Origin of the sequence: Methylophilus flavus, assembly GCF_042678905.1 — a bacterium.
GTDB classification, from domain to species: Bacteria; Pseudomonadota; Gammaproteobacteria; order Burkholderiales; family Methylophilaceae; genus Methylophilus; species Methylophilus flavus.
This window is the reverse complement of record NZ_JBHTLN010000001.1, coordinates 291676-309341: the sequence shown is the minus strand read 5'-3', so window position 1 is coordinate 309341 and position 17666 is coordinate 291676. Positions and strand designations below refer to the sequence as shown.

The 17666-nt window shown below is 49.7% G+C and carries 15 protein-coding genes; 6 read left to right on the top strand and 9 right to left on the bottom strand.

Annotated elements, in window-relative coordinates:
* Positions 1-70: 70 nt before the first annotated feature.
* The 3 genes from ACFQ2T_RS01475 (at position 71) to ACFQ2T_RS01465 (ending at position 3036) form a co-directional block, all read left to right on the top strand.
* The gene (locus ACFQ2T_RS01475; protein WP_379029517.1) at positions 71-670 is read left to right on the top strand and encodes a Maf family nucleotide pyrophosphatase; all 600 of its coding nucleotides are present in this window, start codon (positions 71-73) and stop codon (positions 668-670) included.
* Between the two features lie 99 nt (positions 671-769).
* Entirely contained in the window at positions 770-2197 is a 1428-nt protein-coding gene (locus tag ACFQ2T_RS01470; protein WP_379029515.1) for a DUF4139 domain-containing protein, read from the top strand.
* Between the two features lie 125 nt (positions 2198-2322).
* Positions 2323-3036: an SAM-dependent methyltransferase gene (locus tag ACFQ2T_RS01465; RefSeq protein ID WP_379029513.1), complete on the top strand. Its 714-nt coding sequence runs from the start codon at positions 2323-2325 to the stop codon at positions 3034-3036.
* 21 nt (positions 3037-3057) lie between these two features.
* Here the strand turns inward: ACFQ2T_RS01465 and ACFQ2T_RS01460 are convergent, their stop codons facing one another.
* Positions 3058-3498 (bottom strand): winged helix-turn-helix transcriptional regulator, encoded by a 441-nt coding sequence (locus ACFQ2T_RS01460; protein WP_379029510.1) that lies wholly within the window; start codon positions 3496-3498, stop codon positions 3058-3060.
* Between the two features lie 167 nt (positions 3499-3665).
* On the opposite strand from ACFQ2T_RS01460, the gene ACFQ2T_RS01455 reads away from it, so the two are divergent.
* A complete protein-coding gene (locus ACFQ2T_RS01455; protein ID WP_379029507.1) occupies positions 3666-4082 on the top strand; it encodes an ester cyclase in 417 nt (138 codons plus the stop codon).
* 81 nt (positions 4083-4163) lie between these two features.
* Here the strand turns inward: ACFQ2T_RS01455 and ACFQ2T_RS01450 are convergent, their stop codons facing one another.
* The 3 genes from ACFQ2T_RS01450 to mutL all read right to left on the bottom strand — a co-directional run bounded on the left by ACFQ2T_RS01450 (position 4164) and on the right by mutL (position 7867).
* Entirely contained in the window at positions 4164-4928 is a 765-nt protein-coding gene (locus ACFQ2T_RS01450; RefSeq protein WP_379029504.1) for a class I SAM-dependent methyltransferase, read from the bottom strand.
* Between the two features lie 75 nt (positions 4929-5003).
* On the bottom strand, positions 5004-5939 hold the full coding sequence (locus ACFQ2T_RS01445) for a 5'-nucleotidase (RefSeq protein ID WP_379029501.1): 936 nt from the start codon (positions 5937-5939) through the stop codon (positions 5004-5006).
* Between the two features lie 41 nt (positions 5940-5980).
* On the bottom strand, positions 5981-7867 hold the full coding sequence (gene mutL / locus ACFQ2T_RS01440) for a DNA mismatch repair endonuclease MutL (RefSeq protein WP_379029499.1): 1887 nt from the start codon (positions 7865-7867) through the stop codon (positions 5981-5983).
* A 184-nt stretch (positions 7868-8051) separates the two neighbouring features.
* Between mutL and ACFQ2T_RS01435 the strand changes: the two genes are divergently transcribed.
* Positions 8052-9575 (top strand): helicase-related protein, encoded by a 1524-nt coding sequence (locus ACFQ2T_RS01435; protein ID WP_379029496.1) that lies wholly within the window; start codon positions 8052-8054, stop codon positions 9573-9575.
* A gap of 937 nt (positions 9576-10512) precedes the next feature.
* Here ACFQ2T_RS01435 and ACFQ2T_RS01430 read toward each other — a convergent pair.
* Positions 10513-11850: an N-acetylmuramoyl-L-alanine amidase gene (locus ACFQ2T_RS01430; protein ID WP_379029493.1), complete on the bottom strand. Its 1338-nt coding sequence runs from the start codon at positions 11848-11850 to the stop codon at positions 10513-10515.
* Positions 11841-12299: a tRNA (adenosine(37)-N6)-threonylcarbamoyltransferase complex ATPase subunit type 1 TsaE gene (gene tsaE, locus ACFQ2T_RS01425; protein ID WP_379029491.1), complete on the bottom strand. Its 459-nt coding sequence runs from the start codon at positions 12297-12299 to the stop codon at positions 11841-11843. The genes ACFQ2T_RS01430 and tsaE overlap by 10 nt, the downstream gene beginning before the upstream one ends.
* Here tsaE and queG point away from each other — a divergent pair.
* The gene (gene queG / locus ACFQ2T_RS01420) at positions 12298-13389 is read left to right on the top strand and encodes a tRNA epoxyqueuosine(34) reductase QueG (RefSeq protein ID WP_379029488.1); all 1092 of its coding nucleotides are present in this window, start codon (positions 12298-12300) and stop codon (positions 13387-13389) included. The genes tsaE and queG overlap by 2 nt on opposite strands.
* 69 nt (positions 13390-13458) lie before the next feature.
* Here the strand turns inward: queG and ACFQ2T_RS01415 are convergent, their stop codons facing one another.
* From ACFQ2T_RS01415 to ACFQ2T_RS01405, 3 genes are all read right to left on the bottom strand, one after another.
* Positions 13459-14397, bottom strand: a complete 939-nt coding sequence (locus tag ACFQ2T_RS01415; protein WP_379029486.1) for an ROK family protein — start codon at positions 14395-14397, stop codon at positions 13459-13461.
* The gene (gene malQ, locus ACFQ2T_RS01410; protein WP_379029485.1) at positions 14390-15847 is read right to left on the bottom strand and encodes a 4-alpha-glucanotransferase; all 1458 of its coding nucleotides are present in this window, start codon (positions 15845-15847) and stop codon (positions 14390-14392) included. The genes ACFQ2T_RS01415 and malQ overlap by 8 nt, the downstream gene beginning before the upstream one ends.
* A gap of 75 nt (positions 15848-15922) precedes the next feature.
* Positions 15923-17632, bottom strand: coding sequence for a glycoside hydrolase (locus ACFQ2T_RS01405; protein WP_379029483.1), 1710 nt, complete (start codon positions 17630-17632; stop codon positions 15923-15925).
* Positions 17633-17666 lie beyond the last annotated feature (34 nt).

The window sequence follows — 17666 nt, the reverse complement described above, 5'->3', positions numbered from 1 at the left end:
ACCAGAGTAATCAACCGGTTTGATCAAATGCTAAAATCCCCGAATATCCTTCGGGGATTTTTTTATCCTAATGACTAACCAAACCTTAATTCTTGCCTCTTCCTCCCGCTACCGCCGCGAAGTACTGGAAAAACTGCATCTGCCGTTTAAATGCGTGTCGCCAGACATTGATGAAACACCATTAGCCAGCGAAAGCCCTGAGCGAACTTCTTTAAGGCTGGCCGAAAGCAAAGCACGCAAAGTCGCAGAGAGTCACCCGAATGCTCTGATTATCGGCTGCGACCAGGTAGCCACGATGGATGGCCTGCAGATAGGCAAACCGGGAAATCACGAAAACGCAGTCAAACAACTCACCATGCTCAGTGGCAGAGAAGTGGTTTTTCATAGCGCTTTATCTTTGTATGACAGCGCCAGCCAGCATATGCAAGCCACTATCGTGCCCTATTACGTGAAATTCAAAACACTGACACCGCTGCAAATCGAAACCTATCTGCAACTGGAACAACCCTATGACTGCGCTGGCAGCGCTAAATCAGAAGGCATGGGCATCGCGCTGCTCGACTATATGCGTGGTGATGACCCCAACGCACTCATTGGCCTGCCTGTGATTGCACTGGTCAACATGCTGCGGCAAGCTGGCATTGATGTCTTATCCCTGCCACGTACCTAGCTTATATTAGATATCAAACGGACGCTGTTAACTTTTGAACGGCTGCCGCGTTTACAGAGTCACAAGCATACAAGCACACACAACAACGAGAGGATATTCATGCGACTCAGCTCCCTGCTACTTTTATCACTGGGTAGTTTTTCACTCGCTCACGCGGAAACCGCCATCATCAGCCCACAATCAGATCAAAACGGTGTCGCCGTCACGATCTACAACGAAGATCTGGCCCTGGTCAAAGATAGCCGCAAACTCAAATTGAATAATGGCTTATCCGCTTTGTCATTCCGTGATGTCAGCGCGCAGATCAAGCCGGAAACCGCCCTCTTGCGCAGCCTGTTGCCCAATACCAGCCTGCAAGTGCTGGAGCAAAACTTTGATTTTGACTTGCTCAGCCCGCAAACATTACTAGAGAAATTTGTTGGACAGCAAGTCAGTGTAATCAAAACCAACCCGACTACCGGCGCCGAAACTGAAGAAACCGCCACCGTACTCTCCGCACAAAATGGCATCGTGCTTAAAATCGGCAATCGTATCGAAACAGGGTTTCCAGGCCGCATCGCCTATCCGAATGTGCCAGGCCAACTGCGTGACCGCCCAACGCTGACCACGCAGGTGCAATATAAAGGTGCTGAACAAGCCAGTGTGGAATTAAGCTACCTGACCGGTGGCCTGAACTGGAAAGCCGATTACGTCGCTGAATTGAGCAGCAAGGAAGACACCATAGACCTCTCAGGCTGGGTGACCCTGAACAACACCAGCGGCACGTCTTACCCTAACGCCAAGGTGCAGTTAGTGGCAGGAGATGTAAACCGTGTGCGTGAAGCCATCCGCCCAAAAACCATGATGATGCGCTCAGAAGCTATGGCCGCCGATGCGCCTATACCAACTGAGCAAGGCTTGCTGGAATACCATCTCTATACGTTGCCACGCGCAACCAGTATTGCCGAAAATCAGACCAAGCAGGTGGCACTGCTCACCGCCCATCAGATTCCTGCACGTAAAGAGCTGGTGTTAACCGGCGCTGATTACTACTATCAAGGCCAATACCGTGACGTAGAGAAAAAGCAGAAGGTGCAGGTCTACGTCGAGTTTGAAAACAAGGAGAGCAGCAAACTGGGCATTCCATTACCCAAAGGCACCATGCGCGTTTACAAAAAGGATAGCGATGGCACTGCGCAGTTTGTTGGTGAGGACCAGATCGATCACACTGCTAAAAACGATACTGTCCGCCTGAAGCTGGGCAATGCGTTTGATGTCACCGCAGACCGCGTGCAAACCGATTTTAAAAACCTGAGCAAGAGCAACAACCAGGTGCCGCTGTATGAAAGCGCCTATGCCATCACCTTGCACAATGCCAAAAAAGAAGCGGTGACGGTCAATGTGCAGGAGCCTATTAACGGTGACTGGAAAATCCTCAATGAATCGCAGCCGCACAAAAAAACCAGCGCCCATCAAGCAACCTGGAAAATCAACGTTCCTGCTGAAAGCGATGTGACTTTGAAATACCGTGTACAAGTGAAGTATTAAATCATTCGCCATTTCCATCTAACTGGAAACGGTGATCTATCAAGCTAAAAAGCATCCTTTCACAAGGGTGCTTTTTTTATGTCGGCCGTGGGATAATTCAGCTTATTCAATCAAACAGCAAACCTATGACAACCGGCACGCTTTATTTCATTCCCGTCCCCCTGGCAGAAGATACTTCGCCGCAACAAGTCGTGCCGCCAGAAGTGATCAGCCGCATGCATAGCTTGCAGCACTTTATCGTCGAGAATGAGAAAACCGCCCGCCAGTTTTTAGCCGCCAGCGGACATCCGGTGCCGATCCGTGAACTGACGTTTGCCCTGCTGACCAAAGACACGCAGCCTAAAGACCTGCCAGCACTGCTTCAACCATTACAAAAAGGGATGGATGTTGGCCTGATGAGTGAAGCCGGATGCCCTGGCATTGCTGACCCCGGTGCGGCGCTCGCTGCGGTAGCGCATCAGAAAAACATTCGTGTCGCACCGCTCATCGGCCCCAGCAGTTTGCTATTAGGCTTAATGGCAAGCGGCTTGAATGGTCAGCGCTTCACGTTTCTGGGCTATTTACCTAGCGAGAAATCTGAACGCATCAAAGCTATTAAAGGGATCGAGTTTGATTCTAAAAAACAGCAGGCGACACAGCTTTTTATAGAAACTCCCTACCGCAATCAGCATATGCTGGAAGACCTGGTTGCCAACCTGCAGCCACAAACACGTTTGTGCGTAGCCTGCAATATCACAGCTGAGGATGAATTGATTGTGACCAGGACTGCGGCTGAATGGAAGAAAGCGTCATTGCCGGATGTGCACAAAAAACCCACAGTCTTTTTATTGCTGGCTTAATCGAGCTTTGAGATTCACACATTAAAAGCGAACAGTCCTGACGCCATTTACCGTTTCTGCGTTAAATGTCTGTTCAGTCTTGTCATAATTGCTTTGGGCTTGCTGCACTTCTTCAATATGTGTTTCTGACCATACCCGTAATGCTGCCAACAGACCCACCAGGGTTTTACCCAATGGCGTAATGGTGTATTCGACTTTTGGGGGCACAGTTGGATAAATAGTCCGCGCAATCAAACCATCCCGCTCTAACCCACGCAGCGTTTGCGTGAGCATCTTTTGTGAGATTCCGCCAATCTCGCGCTGCAAAGCACTAAAACGCTTGGTTTCAGATTCGAGCAACCCAAGTACCAGCACGGCCCATTTATCAGCGATCCTGTTTAACACTAGTCGCGTCGGGCACTCAGTTTGATATGCATCCCAGCTGCTGGATATTTGCAAAACGTTATCAGTATCCTTGCTCATCATCCCACCCTTTGTTTGCTTCAGGTTATTAAGTTACTTTTAGGTGCCTACTTACTAATAGTGACTAAGGAAATTATGATCTGCAACACCATAACTCACAAGTGGTATGCAACTGTATTAAGGAATGCATTGATTTGACAACACTGTTAACGAAAGGAATCACCGCCATGGCACAAGATGACACCCAACAAAACAAACAATTACTGGCAGATTTTGCCGCTGCTGTCTTTGTTAAAAAAGACTTCGCTCAATTACCGCAGTTCATGCAGCAGGAATATATTCAACATAACCCGCTGGTGCCACAAGGATTAAGCGGATTTCAAGTATTTTTTGCGGATTGGTTTAAAGCAGCCCCAGACTGGCACTATCAGCTGGAAAAACTGGTCGCAGAAGGTGATATGGTATGGGCGTATGGTACTTATTCAGGAACGCACCAAGGTGACTGGTTAGGCATCCCTGCTACCGGCAAGCATTACAGCATCCATGCAGTGGATATTTTCAGAATCCAGAATGGCAAACTGGCAGAGCACTGGGATGTGCTGGATACTTATGGGCTATTTAAACAACTAGGCGAGATTAAATAATCGCTATTTCACGTTATAAATGCAAAGCCTGCTAACGCAGGCTTCTTTACTTAAATCGGCTATTGAGCTTCATTCCCTCTATTAATCGTTATTACCTTTATTTACCTTGCGGCATACCAGCAGCACCTCATCCACCCCTGTGGTATCTATCATTCCCGTGACAAGGTCGAGCTTCTTCTGGAAACGTACACCAATCGGCATGAATACGTTGTTATACCACCACAATGCGCGTTTACGTCTATGGGTGAGAAACCACATGCCTAGATCAAGCAGGCGTGACGATTTCGGCTGCATACCGTAAACAGCACTTTGCTCGATTTCAAAACCATATTTGGCAAGCTTGGCAATTAGGGATTCTGGTTCATAGCGGCGACAGTGCCCGACAAAGTCGTCAAACGGTGTCCACTGCGATGGATGCAGCGGCACCGAGAGCAGCAATGTCGCACCGGGTGCAGCCACACGCGAGAGTTCGGATAAAGCGCCATCGTCGTCATCGACATGCTCGACAATATCGAAAGCGCATACCAGGCCGAATATACCATCCTCAAACGGCAGCGCCGAAACCAGGCCCTGCATCGCATTTGCACCATGCGCCTGTAACTTAGTAACTGCGGGTGCGCTGATGTCTACGAAATGCGTGCCCTTGATAGGTAATCGCGGTCTTAAGCCCGGAGCGATTTCAAGTCGAGTTTGAGATTGCGAGATTAAAGATGAAACTAGCGGCCAGGTATTGAAGCGATCAGGGCTAACTAGCCGCGCATCCGTCCATAGCGGGTCGTAGAATTGCCGGTTTGCTTCAATGAGTTCGAGGTCTTTACTGACAGTGGATAGCGCTGGATTTTTCATGCAGGCATACTAACAGCAGATTTGAAATAGCAGGAAAAAACATGCATCACCAACAGCTGCCATCCCACCAAGCATTTACTTAGCTCCTTTATTAGCCACTCCAAACGGAATATGCACCATCGGGATATCTCCAGCAGAAGATTTCAAATGGCTTCTTTGATCATCAAAGAACATATGTGGCTTTAACACCGAGAGAATTCTGGCTTTTTCCATGCCACCAAGGAAAAACGACTCATCTGCTGAAACGCCCCATTCTTTTAGGGTTGTGACGACACGTTCGTGAGCTGGCGCACTTCTGGCTGTAACAATGGCGATTTTCAGTATTTTTTTATAATCGGGATTTTCGCTCAGCAGTTTGTCTTCCAGCTTTTGCATTAAAGATAGCTTTTTAAACAAGTCAGCCAAAGGCCCGGCCTGGTGTGGGATAGATTGCTTGGCAACCTCATGCGCTTCAAATTCGGTTAGATCATTATTCGTTTTAAAAACGGCTTCAGCTTCGTCATCGGCAATCACCCCATCAAAGTCAAAGGCAATCCTCAATTCTGTATCAGTTTCATCGTCATAGACTTTGGATGGCAAAACCACGCCTGCGGGATAATCTAAATCTATGGCGCTTTGCACATCCGCTTCATTCGCACTCAGGAATAGCGAGGTATTGAATGCGGGAATATATTCATGCGGAGACCTGCCTGTCATAAAACTGGCGCGTGAGATGTCCAGGCCGTAATGTTGAATTGATCTGAACACTCTCAACCCTGTTTCTGGTGAGTTTCTTGATAACAGCACAACTTCTACCGGTAACTCTTTGGGAAAGGCTTTGTTAATTGCCAGGAACCTGCGAATAAAGGGGAACGCAACGCCTTTAGCAAACGGAACATCAATGTTCTTTTCCTGATGCTGGCGATACTCCTCTACGCCCTGAGTTTTATAAACCTCATGAGATTCAGTTAAATCAAACAAAGCGCTTGAAGCAACACTGATGACTAACTTTTGTTCAATTGGATAAGCCATAACCTATTATTTTTATTTAGTTTTCTTATATAGGCTAAATATTATTGCCCGCGCATAAACATCTTATCCAGGTCATTCAAACTCACCTGGAACCAGGTTGGCCTGCCGTGATTACACTGCCCGCTTCTTTCAGTGATTTCCATATCCCTTAGCAAGGCATTCATTTCAGTGATGGTGAGCTGCCTGTTGGCTCTGACAGCGGCATGGCAAGCCATAGTGCCTAATATCTCATTTTGACGCTCTTGTAACACGCGGCTGGCACCATACTCATTCAAGTCACGCAAAACAGCGCGTGCGAGGGCAACTACGTCAGCCTCTTGCAGCATGGTAGGCACGGCACGGATAGCAATCGTCGTCGGGGATAAGGTCGCCAGGTCGAAACCTAGTTTATGCAAGGTATCGCTGCCATTCAGGCTTTGCAGGGTGGCGACTTCTACCTTTTCGGCATAGAAGCTGATCGGGATTAATAAAGGCTGTGTAGCAATTGCCTGTTCACTCAGGGCATTTTTCAGGCGTTCGTACATGATGCGCTCGTGCGCGGCGTGCATATCGACGACGACCATGCCTTGCGCGTTTTGAGCCAAGATATAAATGCCATGCAGTTGCCCCAGCGCAAAGCCTAATGGATATTGTTGTGGCTCTTGCGCGGCTTCTGGAATCAGCACTGCTTCAGACAGCGAAATGGGATTCAGAAAATCTTCAGCAGAATAACTTTGTTGCCCGCTACCAATCGCGCTGGCTTCTGTTCGTTTTAAATCGCCGTAAAGCTGACCATAAAACTGCTGGGCCAGCGCGGCGCCATTGCTGACATGATTCGATTGATAACCACCATCAAACACCGAACGGTTTTGCAGTGGTATTTCAACTTGCTGGCGTGGCATGGACACGCCAGGCGTAAACGGATTAAATGGCGCTTGCACCGGCTGGCTGGCTTGAATCTCGGCGGATGTTTTGCCCAAGGCTTTGTGCAGGCTGTGGAAAATAAAGCGATGCACGGCTTGTGATTCACGGAAACGCACTTCAGTTTTGGCCGGGTGTACGTTGACATCGACTAATGACGGATCCAGTTCGAGGAATAGCACAAATGCCGGATGCTTATCGCCATGTAGTACGTCCTGATAAGCCTGTTTGATCGCGTGCGCAATCAGCTTGTCGCGTACAAAACGGCCATTCACAAACACATATTGGGTATCGCGACTATGGCGCTGGTAAGTTGGCGAAGCAGTCATGCCCCACAAGCGCAGACCACCATTGCCTTCATCCAACCACACGCTTTGTGAGGCAAACTCGCTACCTAAGACATCAGCAATACGTTGTTGTGGCGTATTTGCAGCAAGCCGCATAATAGCCTTGCCGTTATGTTGCAGCAAAAAGCCAATTTGCGAGCGCGACAAGGCGATGCGGGTAAAAGCATCTTCACAGTGGCCGAACTCGGTATTCTCGGTTTTAAGAAATTTTCGCCGCGCCGGGGTATTGAAGTACAAGTCATGCACCTCAACGATGGTACCCTCATCAAGCGCTGCAGGGCTGATTGGCTGGCCTTGCGTGCCTTCAGCACTGATCTGCCAGGCATGGCTTGAAGCCTGCTGGCGGCTCGTCAGTACGGTGCGTGAAATTGAAGCAATACTTGCCAGCGCTTCACCACGGAAGCCGAGACTGCCAACCTGCTCCAGGTCTTCCAGGCTTTGAATTTTGCTGGTGGCATGCCGCGTTAGGGCTAGCTCCAGTTCATCTTTGGCAATGCCGTAGCCGTTATCAGTGACTTTTAATAATTTTGTACCGCCTTGAATTAATGCCACTTGAATCTGGGTGCTACCGGCATCAACACTGTTTTCGAGCAGCTCTTTCAGCGCTGAGGCCGGGCGCTCAACAACTTCACCGGCGGCAATTTGACTGATGAGTTGATCGGGAAGTAGTTTGATTTGCATCTCGCTATTCTAAAGGAAACTCCGAAATAAATGGCTACACGGGCAAATTTATGCGTTTCGCGGTACTCGAAATCCTCATGTACTGAAATGTACACTCCGGTTTCTGCGTTCCGTGCGCCTTGAACTTTATTCTGCTCGCTCACTTATTTCGAAGCTTCCATCCCGTTTTGCTAGAATGGAGGCCATGTCGCTTTCCGATTTTCAGGCCTACCTCAACCGTTTTGCCCTCGCCCGCCAGTTGAAACGCCAGCATCACTTTTATGTCGGTCCGACCAATTCAGGCAAAACCTACCAGGCTTTGGAAACCTTGCGTAAAGCGCAGTCTGGCGTTTACCTGGCGCCACTACGCTTACTGGCGATGGAAGTGCGTGACCGGCTGATGCAGGCAGACGTGCCATGCAACCTGGTGACGGGTGAAGAGCGTGTAATCGTTCCTGGCGCAAAGCATACTGCGTCCACGATTGAAATGCTGCGCCCTGATATGGCAATTGATGTTGCCGTGATCGATGAAATCCAGATGCTGATGGACCCGGACCGTGGCAGTGCATGGACAGCCGCATTAGTCGGCGTACCAGCCAAACAGGTATTTATCTGCGGCGCCAACAGCGTGACGGAAAGCTGTACACGAGTGCTGGACGCGCTGAATGAGCCTTATACCCTCACCCACTTGCAGCGCATGACGCCATTGGTGATCGAAGACGCCAGTATTTGCGGTGAGCGTTACCATGCGGCCAAATTGCGCAAAGTATTACAGGCCGGGGACGCCATTATCGCGTTCAGCCGCAAAGATGTGCTGACGCTTGCAGCACGTATTCGCCAATGGGGATTTCAGGTTGCCACCATTTACGGCGCGCTGTCGCCGGAAGTGCGTCGAGGCGAATCTGCGCGCTTTGCCTGCGGTGAGGCGCAAATACTGGTTGCCACAGATGCAATTGGCATGGGGCTTAATCTGCCTATCCGCAGGGTGATTTTTGCCAATATCCATAAATTCGATGGTGTGGCGCCCCGCATGCTGAATGCCACCGAAATGCGGCAAATCGCCGGGCGTGCCGGGCGGCATGGCTTGTATGAAACCGGTTTTGTCACCGTGCTGGAAGATGACGAGCAATGGCATCTGAATGAAATGCTGGGCTGCGATGATACCGTAGCACCCTTCGCCCTGCCCATGGCAGTCAGCGGTGGTGACATTGAAGCCTTAAGCCAACAAATAACCACCTGGCGGCTGGCTGAATGTTTGGAGTATTTGCACACGCAATATCAACGACAAGCTGGCGTGCAGGCCATGCAATGGCAAATCACTTCTTTGCAGCATCAGCAGGCGCTATTGATTGATGAAACCGCCCCGCAGATGGCTATGCGTGATAAATACCGCCTGCTGTGCGCCCCACTGGCGATACAAGTGCCGATTGCACGGGATTACTTTGTGCAATGCATACAAGCCATTTATCACCAGCAGCCACGGCCCTTGCCCGTATTGCCGGAGTGGCTAAAAGGCCAGCAGGCGCAATATCTCGAACAAGCGGAACTGATTTGCCAGCATTTGAGTTTGTATAGCTGGTTAAGTTATCAATACCCGCGGGTTTTTCCGGATGGGGAGTTGGTGAGTGAGGCGCGGAAGCAACTGAATGGGTTTATTAGCCGGGCGTTGCGGGTGCAGGCGGGGTATGGGCAGACACAGAGAGAAGCGGAATTGGCGCAACAGCGCTAAAAACCCAATCAGCAAAAGCTGTCATTCCGGCGTCGGCCGGAATCCAGGCAAGGTTAATGTTGAACTCATTCACATGTAGAGCTAGTGCTGCACTTTCTGTGAGGTGTAATTAGGTATTTTTGAGATGGTTTAAACATTCTTTTTCGCCACTAGGCGACCCTCTTTCTTATGCTTGTCCATAAGAAAGAAGGCAAAGAAGAAGACACCTTAGCCTCCGCTTATTTCCTGCGTTGCTCGTCCTAGGACTTTCGTCCGTAACCGGACTCTATGTGGGCGTCCAACGAAACTCGCCCTAATGGCTTGCAAAGAACGCAAGCCACCGCGGAACTCGAACAGATGCTGGCCGACAACCCCCACGCTGATTGCGCTACTCAGCGCGTCAGATAGGGGCCCGGGGAAACCACACGCTTTCAATTTGAGTGTAATTCTTTGCATTGCATCACGCCCGAATCTCGTTGGCAAAGATCAGAAAAATAGTTTTGGGAATTTAGGTTTTAAATCTTGAATTCACTCAGCGCTCATTATTCTATGCATTAAACAAAGGTAGCATCGTGGTGGTGTTAAATGGGTCCCCTATCTGACGCGCCGAGTAGCGGAGGCAAAACAAGATGAAGGGAGCGTTTGTTTGAGTCCCGCAGTAGCTCACGTCTTGTGTGAGCTACCAGGTCGAGTTTCGCGACCGCTGGTTTTGACGAGCAACGCAGGATACAAGCGGATGCTAGGGTGCATTTCTTTTGGTTACTTATTCTTTGGGCAAGCAAAGAAAAGTAACTCGCTGAGAAAGCGAAAAAGAATGCTAAGTATTAAAGAAATATCTATTAAAACCTACCGAAAGGATTATGCCTTATCAATTAAAGTGACCAAGCTGAAAATTAACCTGGCCTGGATTCTGGCCCATGCCAGAATGACAAACACCAAATGTCAGGAGAGCTTACGCTTATTTCTTAGAAAACGAAGGGTTAGTCGCGACATACGACTTCACCCCTGACAAAATCGCATTCACCAACTTATCCTGGTAACCATCATCATTCAACCTGGCCTCTTCATCCGGGTTACTGATAAACGCCGTCTCAACCAGAATCGAAGGAATATCCGGAGATTTCAGCACCGCAAACGCCGCCTGTTCCACATACTTTGAATGCAAAGTATTAATTTTTGCGATTCTGCCAAGTACGCCTTTACCCAGGCGGATACTGTCGTGAATCGTCGCGGTTTGCGATAGATCCAGCAAAGTACGCGCCAGGTCCATATCTCGCGTATCGATTGCCACGCCACCAATCAAATCCACCGCATTTTCTTTCTTCGCCAGGTAACGCGCACCGGCACTGGTAGCGCCGCGCTCGGATAAGGCAAATACGGAAGAACCACGCGCGGTGCTGTTAATAAACGAATCTGCATGGATAGATATAAACAGGTCAGCTTTCGCTGCTCGTGCTTTTTTGACACGGTCACCCAATGGCACAAAATAATCGCCATCACGGATCAGGATCGCCTGCATATTATCTTCAGCATCAATCTGTTGTTTGAGTTTGCGCGCTATTGCCAACGTAATATTCTTTTCGTGGCTACCCTTGGCACCTCTGGCACCGGGATCCTCGCCACCGTGGCCAGCATCAATTGCAATGGTGATGATTTTCTGGCCCGGTTTGGCTTGTTTAACCGGTTTTTCAACGGGCTTGTCTGCTGGTTTTTCTGCTAATGGTTTTTCCACTGGCTTTTCTACAGCAGGATTGGTGCTTGCAGGCTCTGCCACAGGCTCGCTGGTAGTGCCTGGTTTTTCCTCAGTGTTGCCAGCTTCTAATTCCTGCAGTTTTTTTGTATGGGCCAAGGCCGGGGAACCTAAAGGCGGTTCAGAGGTAGCGGTTGCCGGGGCAATGCTGATCGCCAGGCGCTGTTGCGAGTTACCGGCATTCATATCAGTCACTAAAGGCTTTATATCCGATTTGATATCAAATACCAGCCGCGTGGTGGTTTCGCTAAATGGCGCAATACGGATTTTAGAAAGATAAGGATGCTGCGGGTCCAGCTGCGGCGGTAGCGCCTTTAAGGTCGGGCTGATGGCGACGGTATCCATATCGATCACCACACGAAACGGGTTATCCAGCGTGAATATCCGGTATTTGATCTGCTGGTCCAGCAATAGCTCCAAATGCACCTGACTGCCCTGCTGCTGCAGATTGGCGAGTATCACTTCCGCGGCTTGTGCCGACATGCTGAATGCAAATAACAAGGCGATCAACCATCGTTGCAGGGTGTTAAAACGACTCACTGGCATAAACCTTCCAATGATAACGGCTGCTTGCTTGTGATATGCAGCACCCGCCCATGTGGCAAAATATCAAATCGAATCTCAATATCGGCAATTGGTAATAAAGAACCAGCATTCTCCGGCCACTCGACCAGACAAATACTCGTAGCATTGAAGTAATCCCTGAATCCGGCGGCTTCCCACTCTTCAGGGTCTTGAAAGCGGTACAAGTCAAAATGGTAACATGAACCGATGGCGAGATTGTAAGGTTCTACGATGGTATAGGTGGGACTTTTGACTTTGCCGATATGGCCCAGCGAATGCAGCACGCCACGTACCAGGGTGGTCTTGCCGGCACCCAGGTCACCGTGCAGATAAATCACCTGCCCAGGCTGTAACTGCTTTGCCAGCAAACCTGCCGCATGTGTGGTCGCTGCTTCGTCTTTTAAAATCTGTGTAGAATACGTTTCTGTCATGTCACACCATTCACATCCCGCTCCCATTCACTTACCTGATCAGCATGCTGCCCTGAAAATGGCGGCCACGATCAAGGACTGGGCGCGCGAATTGGGCTTTGGCAATATCGGGATTACCGATACTGACCTGTCCGCCGCAGAGCCAGGGTTTATGCGCTGGCTGGAAAAAAAATACCATGGCGACATGGATTATATGGCAAAACACGGCTCCAAGCGCAGCCGGCCGGCAGAATTGGTGCCGGGTACCTTGCGGGTGATCTCGGTGAGCCTCAATTACATGCCGGACGATGTACAGGACGGCTGGAAGATTCTTGAAGACACGAATAAAGCATATGTCGCCCGCTATGCCATGGGGCGTGATTACCACAAAGTCATGCGGCAAAAACTGCAACAACTCTGCACGCGTATTGAAGAAACTTATGGCAGCTTTGAGTACCGCGTATTTGCCGATAGCGCACCGGTGCTGGAAGTCGCGCTGGCGACCAAAGCCGGCGTGGGCTGGCGCGGCAAACACACATTGCTGCTCAACCGCCAGCAAGGCTCCTGGTTTTTCCTGGGCGAAATTTATACCAACCTGGCGTTGCCGATTGACCCGCCTACCAGTTCTCATTGCGGCAGTTGCAGCGCGTGTATCGATATCTGCCCTACCCAGGCCATAGTGGCGCCTTATGAACTGGATGCCCGGCGTTGTATTTCATATTTAACCATCGAGCACAAAGGCAGTATCCCGCCGGAGCTACGGCCTTTAATCGGCAATCGCGTGTATGGTTGTGATGACTGTCAGCTGATTTGTCCCTGGAACAAGTTTTCTGTCTCCAGCGAAGAAAGTGATTTTGCTGTCCGCAATGGCCTGGACAGCACGGACCTGGTGACCTGCTTTACCTGGACAGAAGCGGAGTTTCAGCAGCGCATGGCAGGCAGTGCGATTTACCGCATAGGCTATGTTCAATGGTTGCGGAATGTGGCGGTAGGATTAGGCAACGCACCGACTTCGCCAGAAGTTATCGCTGCATTGGAAGTTAGACTACAGGATGATAACGAGATGCTACGAGAACATGTAGCGTGGGCTTTAGAACAACATAATTTATAAAAATAATAATAAATAACATGCACTTAATTATTAATATTAAAGTTATTTATTCAGTAATTCTGGTGAAATTCAGACAGATATATCTGCAAGTAATGCTGCTCCCAGCATCCCCGCATTGTCTCCTGACGATGATAAACTTACTTTGACTTTATCCCGTAACACACGAATCAAATCAGTCTGCAATCGATAAATAAATGACGCTTCCATTAATGCCCAGGAAGACACTACACCCCCGCCAATTACCACATTTTCCACATCCACAATATTTAGCGTCAACGCTATCGCCTGAGCCAGTTTTTCCCCTGCCAGGGCAAATACTGACTGCGCTTGTTTATCGCCTTGTGAGGCTAACGTTGAAACTTCATGCGCGGACAATTGCTTGCCGGTTTGCCTGGCGTAGTTTTTACCAATGGCTGTGGCTGATGCATATTGTTCTACGCATCCGCGGTTGCCACAGCCACATTCCGGACCGTCATGCTCGACAATCAAATGACCTAATTCCAGTGCGTACCCATGTGCCCCTGCCCAGACTTTACCGTTGGCAACCAATCCACCACCAATCCCGGTACCAAGACCTGCATATAGCAAACCACCTGCTGGCAGTTCGAGCGAGCAGTATTCGCCATAGGCCGCTGCATTGCCATCGTTAAATACGAGTACTTTCCTTCCGAGCAGTTGTGATAAATCCCTGCCTAAATTGACGTTAAGCAACCCGGGAAGATTCGGTGATTGGGCAAGCAAACCAGACTTTGGATTGATAAAGCCCGGGAAACCTATGCCTATGCTCTGTATCTCAGGATGCTTATCCAGCATGGCCTGAATTGCTTTAGCCGTTACCTGCAATATTTGCTGCCAGGCTTCTCCTGGCGGATATTGCTTGCAAATATTTGAGTAGTTGGCCTGGAAGCGGGTTTCTTCTAACAATGTAAGATTTGAGAAGACACCCAATCTTAAATTAGTGCCGCCGACATCCAGACCCAGGCGCAAGGCTGTACTGGATTCAGGCATAGGCACGCCCACTTTCTTTTACCAGTTGTTTGAATACGGATACCTTTTCATCCGTAAGCTGGTCCCAGTGCATACGCCAGGCCCAATTATTGATGCTGGTGCCTGGTGTGTTCATCCGCGCACTGCCATCCAGCCCCAAAATATCCTGCATGGGGACAACAGCAAGGAAAGCAATACTATTTAATGCCAACCGCATTAATGCTAATGGCATTTCAGGTGAGTCTTGTTGCAGGTAGTCCTGTAAATGCAACCGGGCGCCCTCTTCTGCTTCCTGGTACCAGCCAAGCGTTGTATCGTTGTCGTGCGTGCCGGTATACATCACGCTGTTTTCATCGATATTTTCCGGCAGGTAGGGATTATCGTAACCGCTGCCAAAGGCAAATTGCAGGATTTTCATGCCTGGCAGGTCAAAAGCTTGCCGCAAGGCATCCACATCCTCGGTGATAATGCCCAGATCTTCAGCCACTAAGCTGAGCTGGGGGAAGGTTTGTATGATGGTTTGCAATAAGGCATGACCCGGGGCTGGCTGCCAGTACCCATTGATGGCAGTCGGTTCACTGGCTGGAATCTCCCATGCTGCCTGCAATCCGCGAAAATGATCTACCCGCACAATATCAAACAGCTTGGATTGTGTCTGGATACGACCCAGCCACCAGGAAAAACCATCTTCTTGCATGAGGTCCCAGTTGTAGTGCGGGTTACCCCAGCGCTGGCCGGTGATGGAGAAATAATCTGGTGGCACACCTGCCACCACAGTCATATTCGACTCGGCATCCAGCTTGAACCAATGCGGGTGCGCCCATACATCGGCACTGTCATAGGCCACAAAAATAGGGATATCGCCAAATAACTTGATGCCACGCTGGTTGGCGTATATTTTAAGCTGCGCCCATTGCTGGAAAAATATGTATTGCGTGAATTTAATCAGGGTCAGCTTTTCCTGATGCGTTTCGGTAAACGCCTGTAGCGCCTGCAAATCATGTCTGCGGTATGCCTCAGGCCATTCATTCCAGCTTTTGTAGCCATGTTGCTCACGCAGGCTCATGAAGAGAGTAAAGTCTTCCAGCCAGTATTGCTGCGCCTGGCAAAAGCGCGCGAAGCCTGACCAGCTCAGGCCATGTCCATCCACTTTGGAAATGGCACCATTCGACTGCACGCGCAGCATGACTTTTGCGAACAATTCAGGTTGAGACAGGTTCACCTCATCCGGCAGGCACCAGCCTTCGTTCAACAACTGTTTTACGCTGATCATGCCCGTGTGCCCGGCATGCGCCGACACACTTTGGTAGGGTGACTGGTCCTCATGCGGCAAACTGACCGGCAAGGTCTGCCAGATATCCACCTCCATATCCACCAGGTGATTCACAAAACGATAAGCATCAGGACCAACGTTACCTTCTGGTAACGAGGTGATATGCATCAATACACCAACTTGTCTGGCTTGCGTCATATTGTTCTTATTGAATAATGGTGAATGATGAGTGAAGTAAATCGGGATAGTTAATCAGGCTGTTTTCGATGCCGATCAAGACGTTCCTCGACGCATGGTGCCTGCATTTTCTGAATTACCGCCGCCATGGCTGATAGACTGCGACAGGTTGTCAGGCGGCACTAAGCCTAGCAGATGGTAGAGGTTACTCAGGTTGCGGCGGTAAAGTTTGTCAAAACTGGTGACGCTTTGCGCATTGTTGTAATCGCCGAACCACCAGAACCAGTCTGAGCTTTCGCAGACAGAGAGTTGCTGCTGGCATTTTTCCCTGGCTGACACTGAAAGCTTGTGCACGTGCTGGTCATACTGTCGCTTGGCTTCACACAACAGGTCCCAGGCGCGGTTTTTGGCAGGCTCGCCTATCCAGGTACTGAACGTGCCGTGCACCCAGCTACCGGCACAAATATCTTCCAGCAGTTTGGGCTGTGGTAACGCTTGCGATTGTTGCAGAGCAACAATATCGCTAAAAGTCGTCATCTGGATCAGCGGGTGACGTGATAACGCCTGGTACAGCTCGTGCAGGAAGTAATAGCCGTTGTAAGGATAGTATTCCCAGGCATTTTCACCATCCAGAATGACACTGACAACGGGTGTAGTGTCTTCATCACTATTGGCATGAATCGCTTCCAGCGACTGAATAAAATCATGCACTGCTTCGCTGGCGTATTGCTTGGAATATTCAAAACCGATTTTGTCTGATAACTGGTCATCGCGGAAAAAACACACAATATCCTGTTGACCATTCGTCACACGGTAAGGCTGGTATAAATAGTCTTTCGCAAGCTCATGCTCCAGCCCTAACTCTTTCAGGCTATTGGCTAATACGCCCTGCCCGGTGGCTGCCCAGGCGACATCTTGCTCCGCCAGCAATGATAAGGCCGCATGGGAGACCGCACCTTCGGCTGGCCACATGCCGATGGATTTCTGCCCAAACACTTTCTCATGAAACACTTTGGCGGCTTCCACGTGGGCGATTGCACGCGCGTGACCATCCGGGTAATTGGGGGATTTAGGCAATGGTGCATCCGGCATTGCATCTTGCGTACTATTGAGATCAATCAGCAAAGGCAGGATAGGATGATAGTAAGGTGTGGTGGTGAGTTCGATTTGCCCTTTAGCCGCTAACGCCTTATAGCGCGGCAAAATGTTCTGCAGTGTCTCACTCAGCACATCCACAAGTGCTACCCGGTCTTCCAGGGTAAACAGCAAGCCTTTTTTCATCAGGCGCTGGATGACTTTGCTTTTGCGGCGTAAGCCTTCACCAGTCCAGGCAAGGTGATACCAGACCAGCAAGTCAGCTTTGAATTGCGCGGACAAGTAGTGGAACTGCCCGGACTTCATGATAGGTTCGACCAGTTCGTAAAGATGCAACAGACGCTGGTAATGCGGAAACGGACTCAGCATTTTCTCGTGGTGCGCCTTGAAGCAGCTGTCCACGATTAACTGGCAATCTGCATCCGTAATATGGTCAAGATCAGGGCTGGAAAGCAAGCGTAACAAGGGATCACGCCACTGCCCGATACGCGATTGCTCGGCGTAATCCTGTAATTGCTCCACCAGGATAGGCACAAAATTGAAAGTGACTCTGGCGTTGGGATTCTGCTCCAGATGAAAGGCCATATCGCTGTAGTCTTTCAGCGCATGCAAATATGTCCACGGCAACACATATTCACCACTGACCTGATCCCGGTAATCGGGTTGATGCATGTGCCAATACAGATTTAACAATAGCTTTTTATCGGACATACATGCACCTCTTTCACATTCGACCTACATTATT

Bases quoted from the DNA above. Each gene is read 5' to 3' on its own strand.
- ACFQ2T_RS01475 (WP_379029517.1), top strand. From the start codon at position 71: ATGACTAACCAAACCTTAATTCTTGCCTCTTCCTCCCGCTACCGCCGC.
- ACFQ2T_RS01470 (WP_379029515.1), top strand. From the start codon at position 770: ATGCGACTCAGCTCCCTGCTACTTTTATCACTGGGTAGTTTTTCACTC.
- ACFQ2T_RS01465 (WP_379029513.1), top strand. From the start codon at position 2,323: ATGACAACCGGCACGCTTTATTTCATTCCCGTCCCCCTGGCAGAAGAT.
- ACFQ2T_RS01460 (WP_379029510.1), bottom strand. From the start codon at position 3,498: ATGAGCAAGGATACTGATAACGTTTTGCAAATATCCAGCAGCTGGGAT.
- ACFQ2T_RS01455 (WP_379029507.1), top strand. From the start codon at position 3,666: ATGGCACAAGATGACACCCAACAAAACAAACAATTACTGGCAGATTTT.
- ACFQ2T_RS01450 (WP_379029504.1), bottom strand. From the start codon at position 4,928: ATGAAAAATCCAGCGCTATCCACTGTCAGTAAAGACCTCGAACTCATT.
- ACFQ2T_RS01445 (WP_379029501.1), bottom strand. From the start codon at position 5,939: ATGGCTTATCCAATTGAACAAAAGTTAGTCATCAGTGTTGCTTCAAGC.
- mutL (WP_379029499.1), bottom strand. From the start codon at position 7,867: ATGCAAATCAAACTACTTCCCGATCAACTCATCAGTCAAATTGCCGCC.
- ACFQ2T_RS01435 (WP_379029496.1), top strand. From the start codon at position 8,052: ATGTCGCTTTCCGATTTTCAGGCCTACCTCAACCGTTTTGCCCTCGCC.
- ACFQ2T_RS01430 (WP_379029493.1), bottom strand. From the start codon at position 11,850: ATGCCAGTGAGTCGTTTTAACACCCTGCAACGATGGTTGATCGCCTTG.
- queG (WP_379029488.1), top strand. From the start codon at position 12,298: ATGTCACACCATTCACATCCCGCTCCCATTCACTTACCTGATCAGCAT.
- tsaE (WP_379029491.1), bottom strand. From the start codon at position 12,299: ATGACAGAAACGTATTCTACACAGATTTTAAAAGACGAAGCAGCGACC.
- ACFQ2T_RS01415 (WP_379029486.1), bottom strand. From the start codon at position 14,397: ATGCCTGAATCCAGTACAGCCTTGCGCCTGGGTCTGGATGTCGGCGGC.
- malQ (WP_379029485.1), bottom strand. From the start codon at position 15,847: ATGACGCAAGCCAGACAAGTTGGTGTATTGATGCATATCACCTCGTTA.
- ACFQ2T_RS01405 (WP_379029483.1), bottom strand. From the start codon at position 17,632: ATGTCCGATAAAAAGCTATTGTTAAATCTGTATTGGCACATGCATCAA.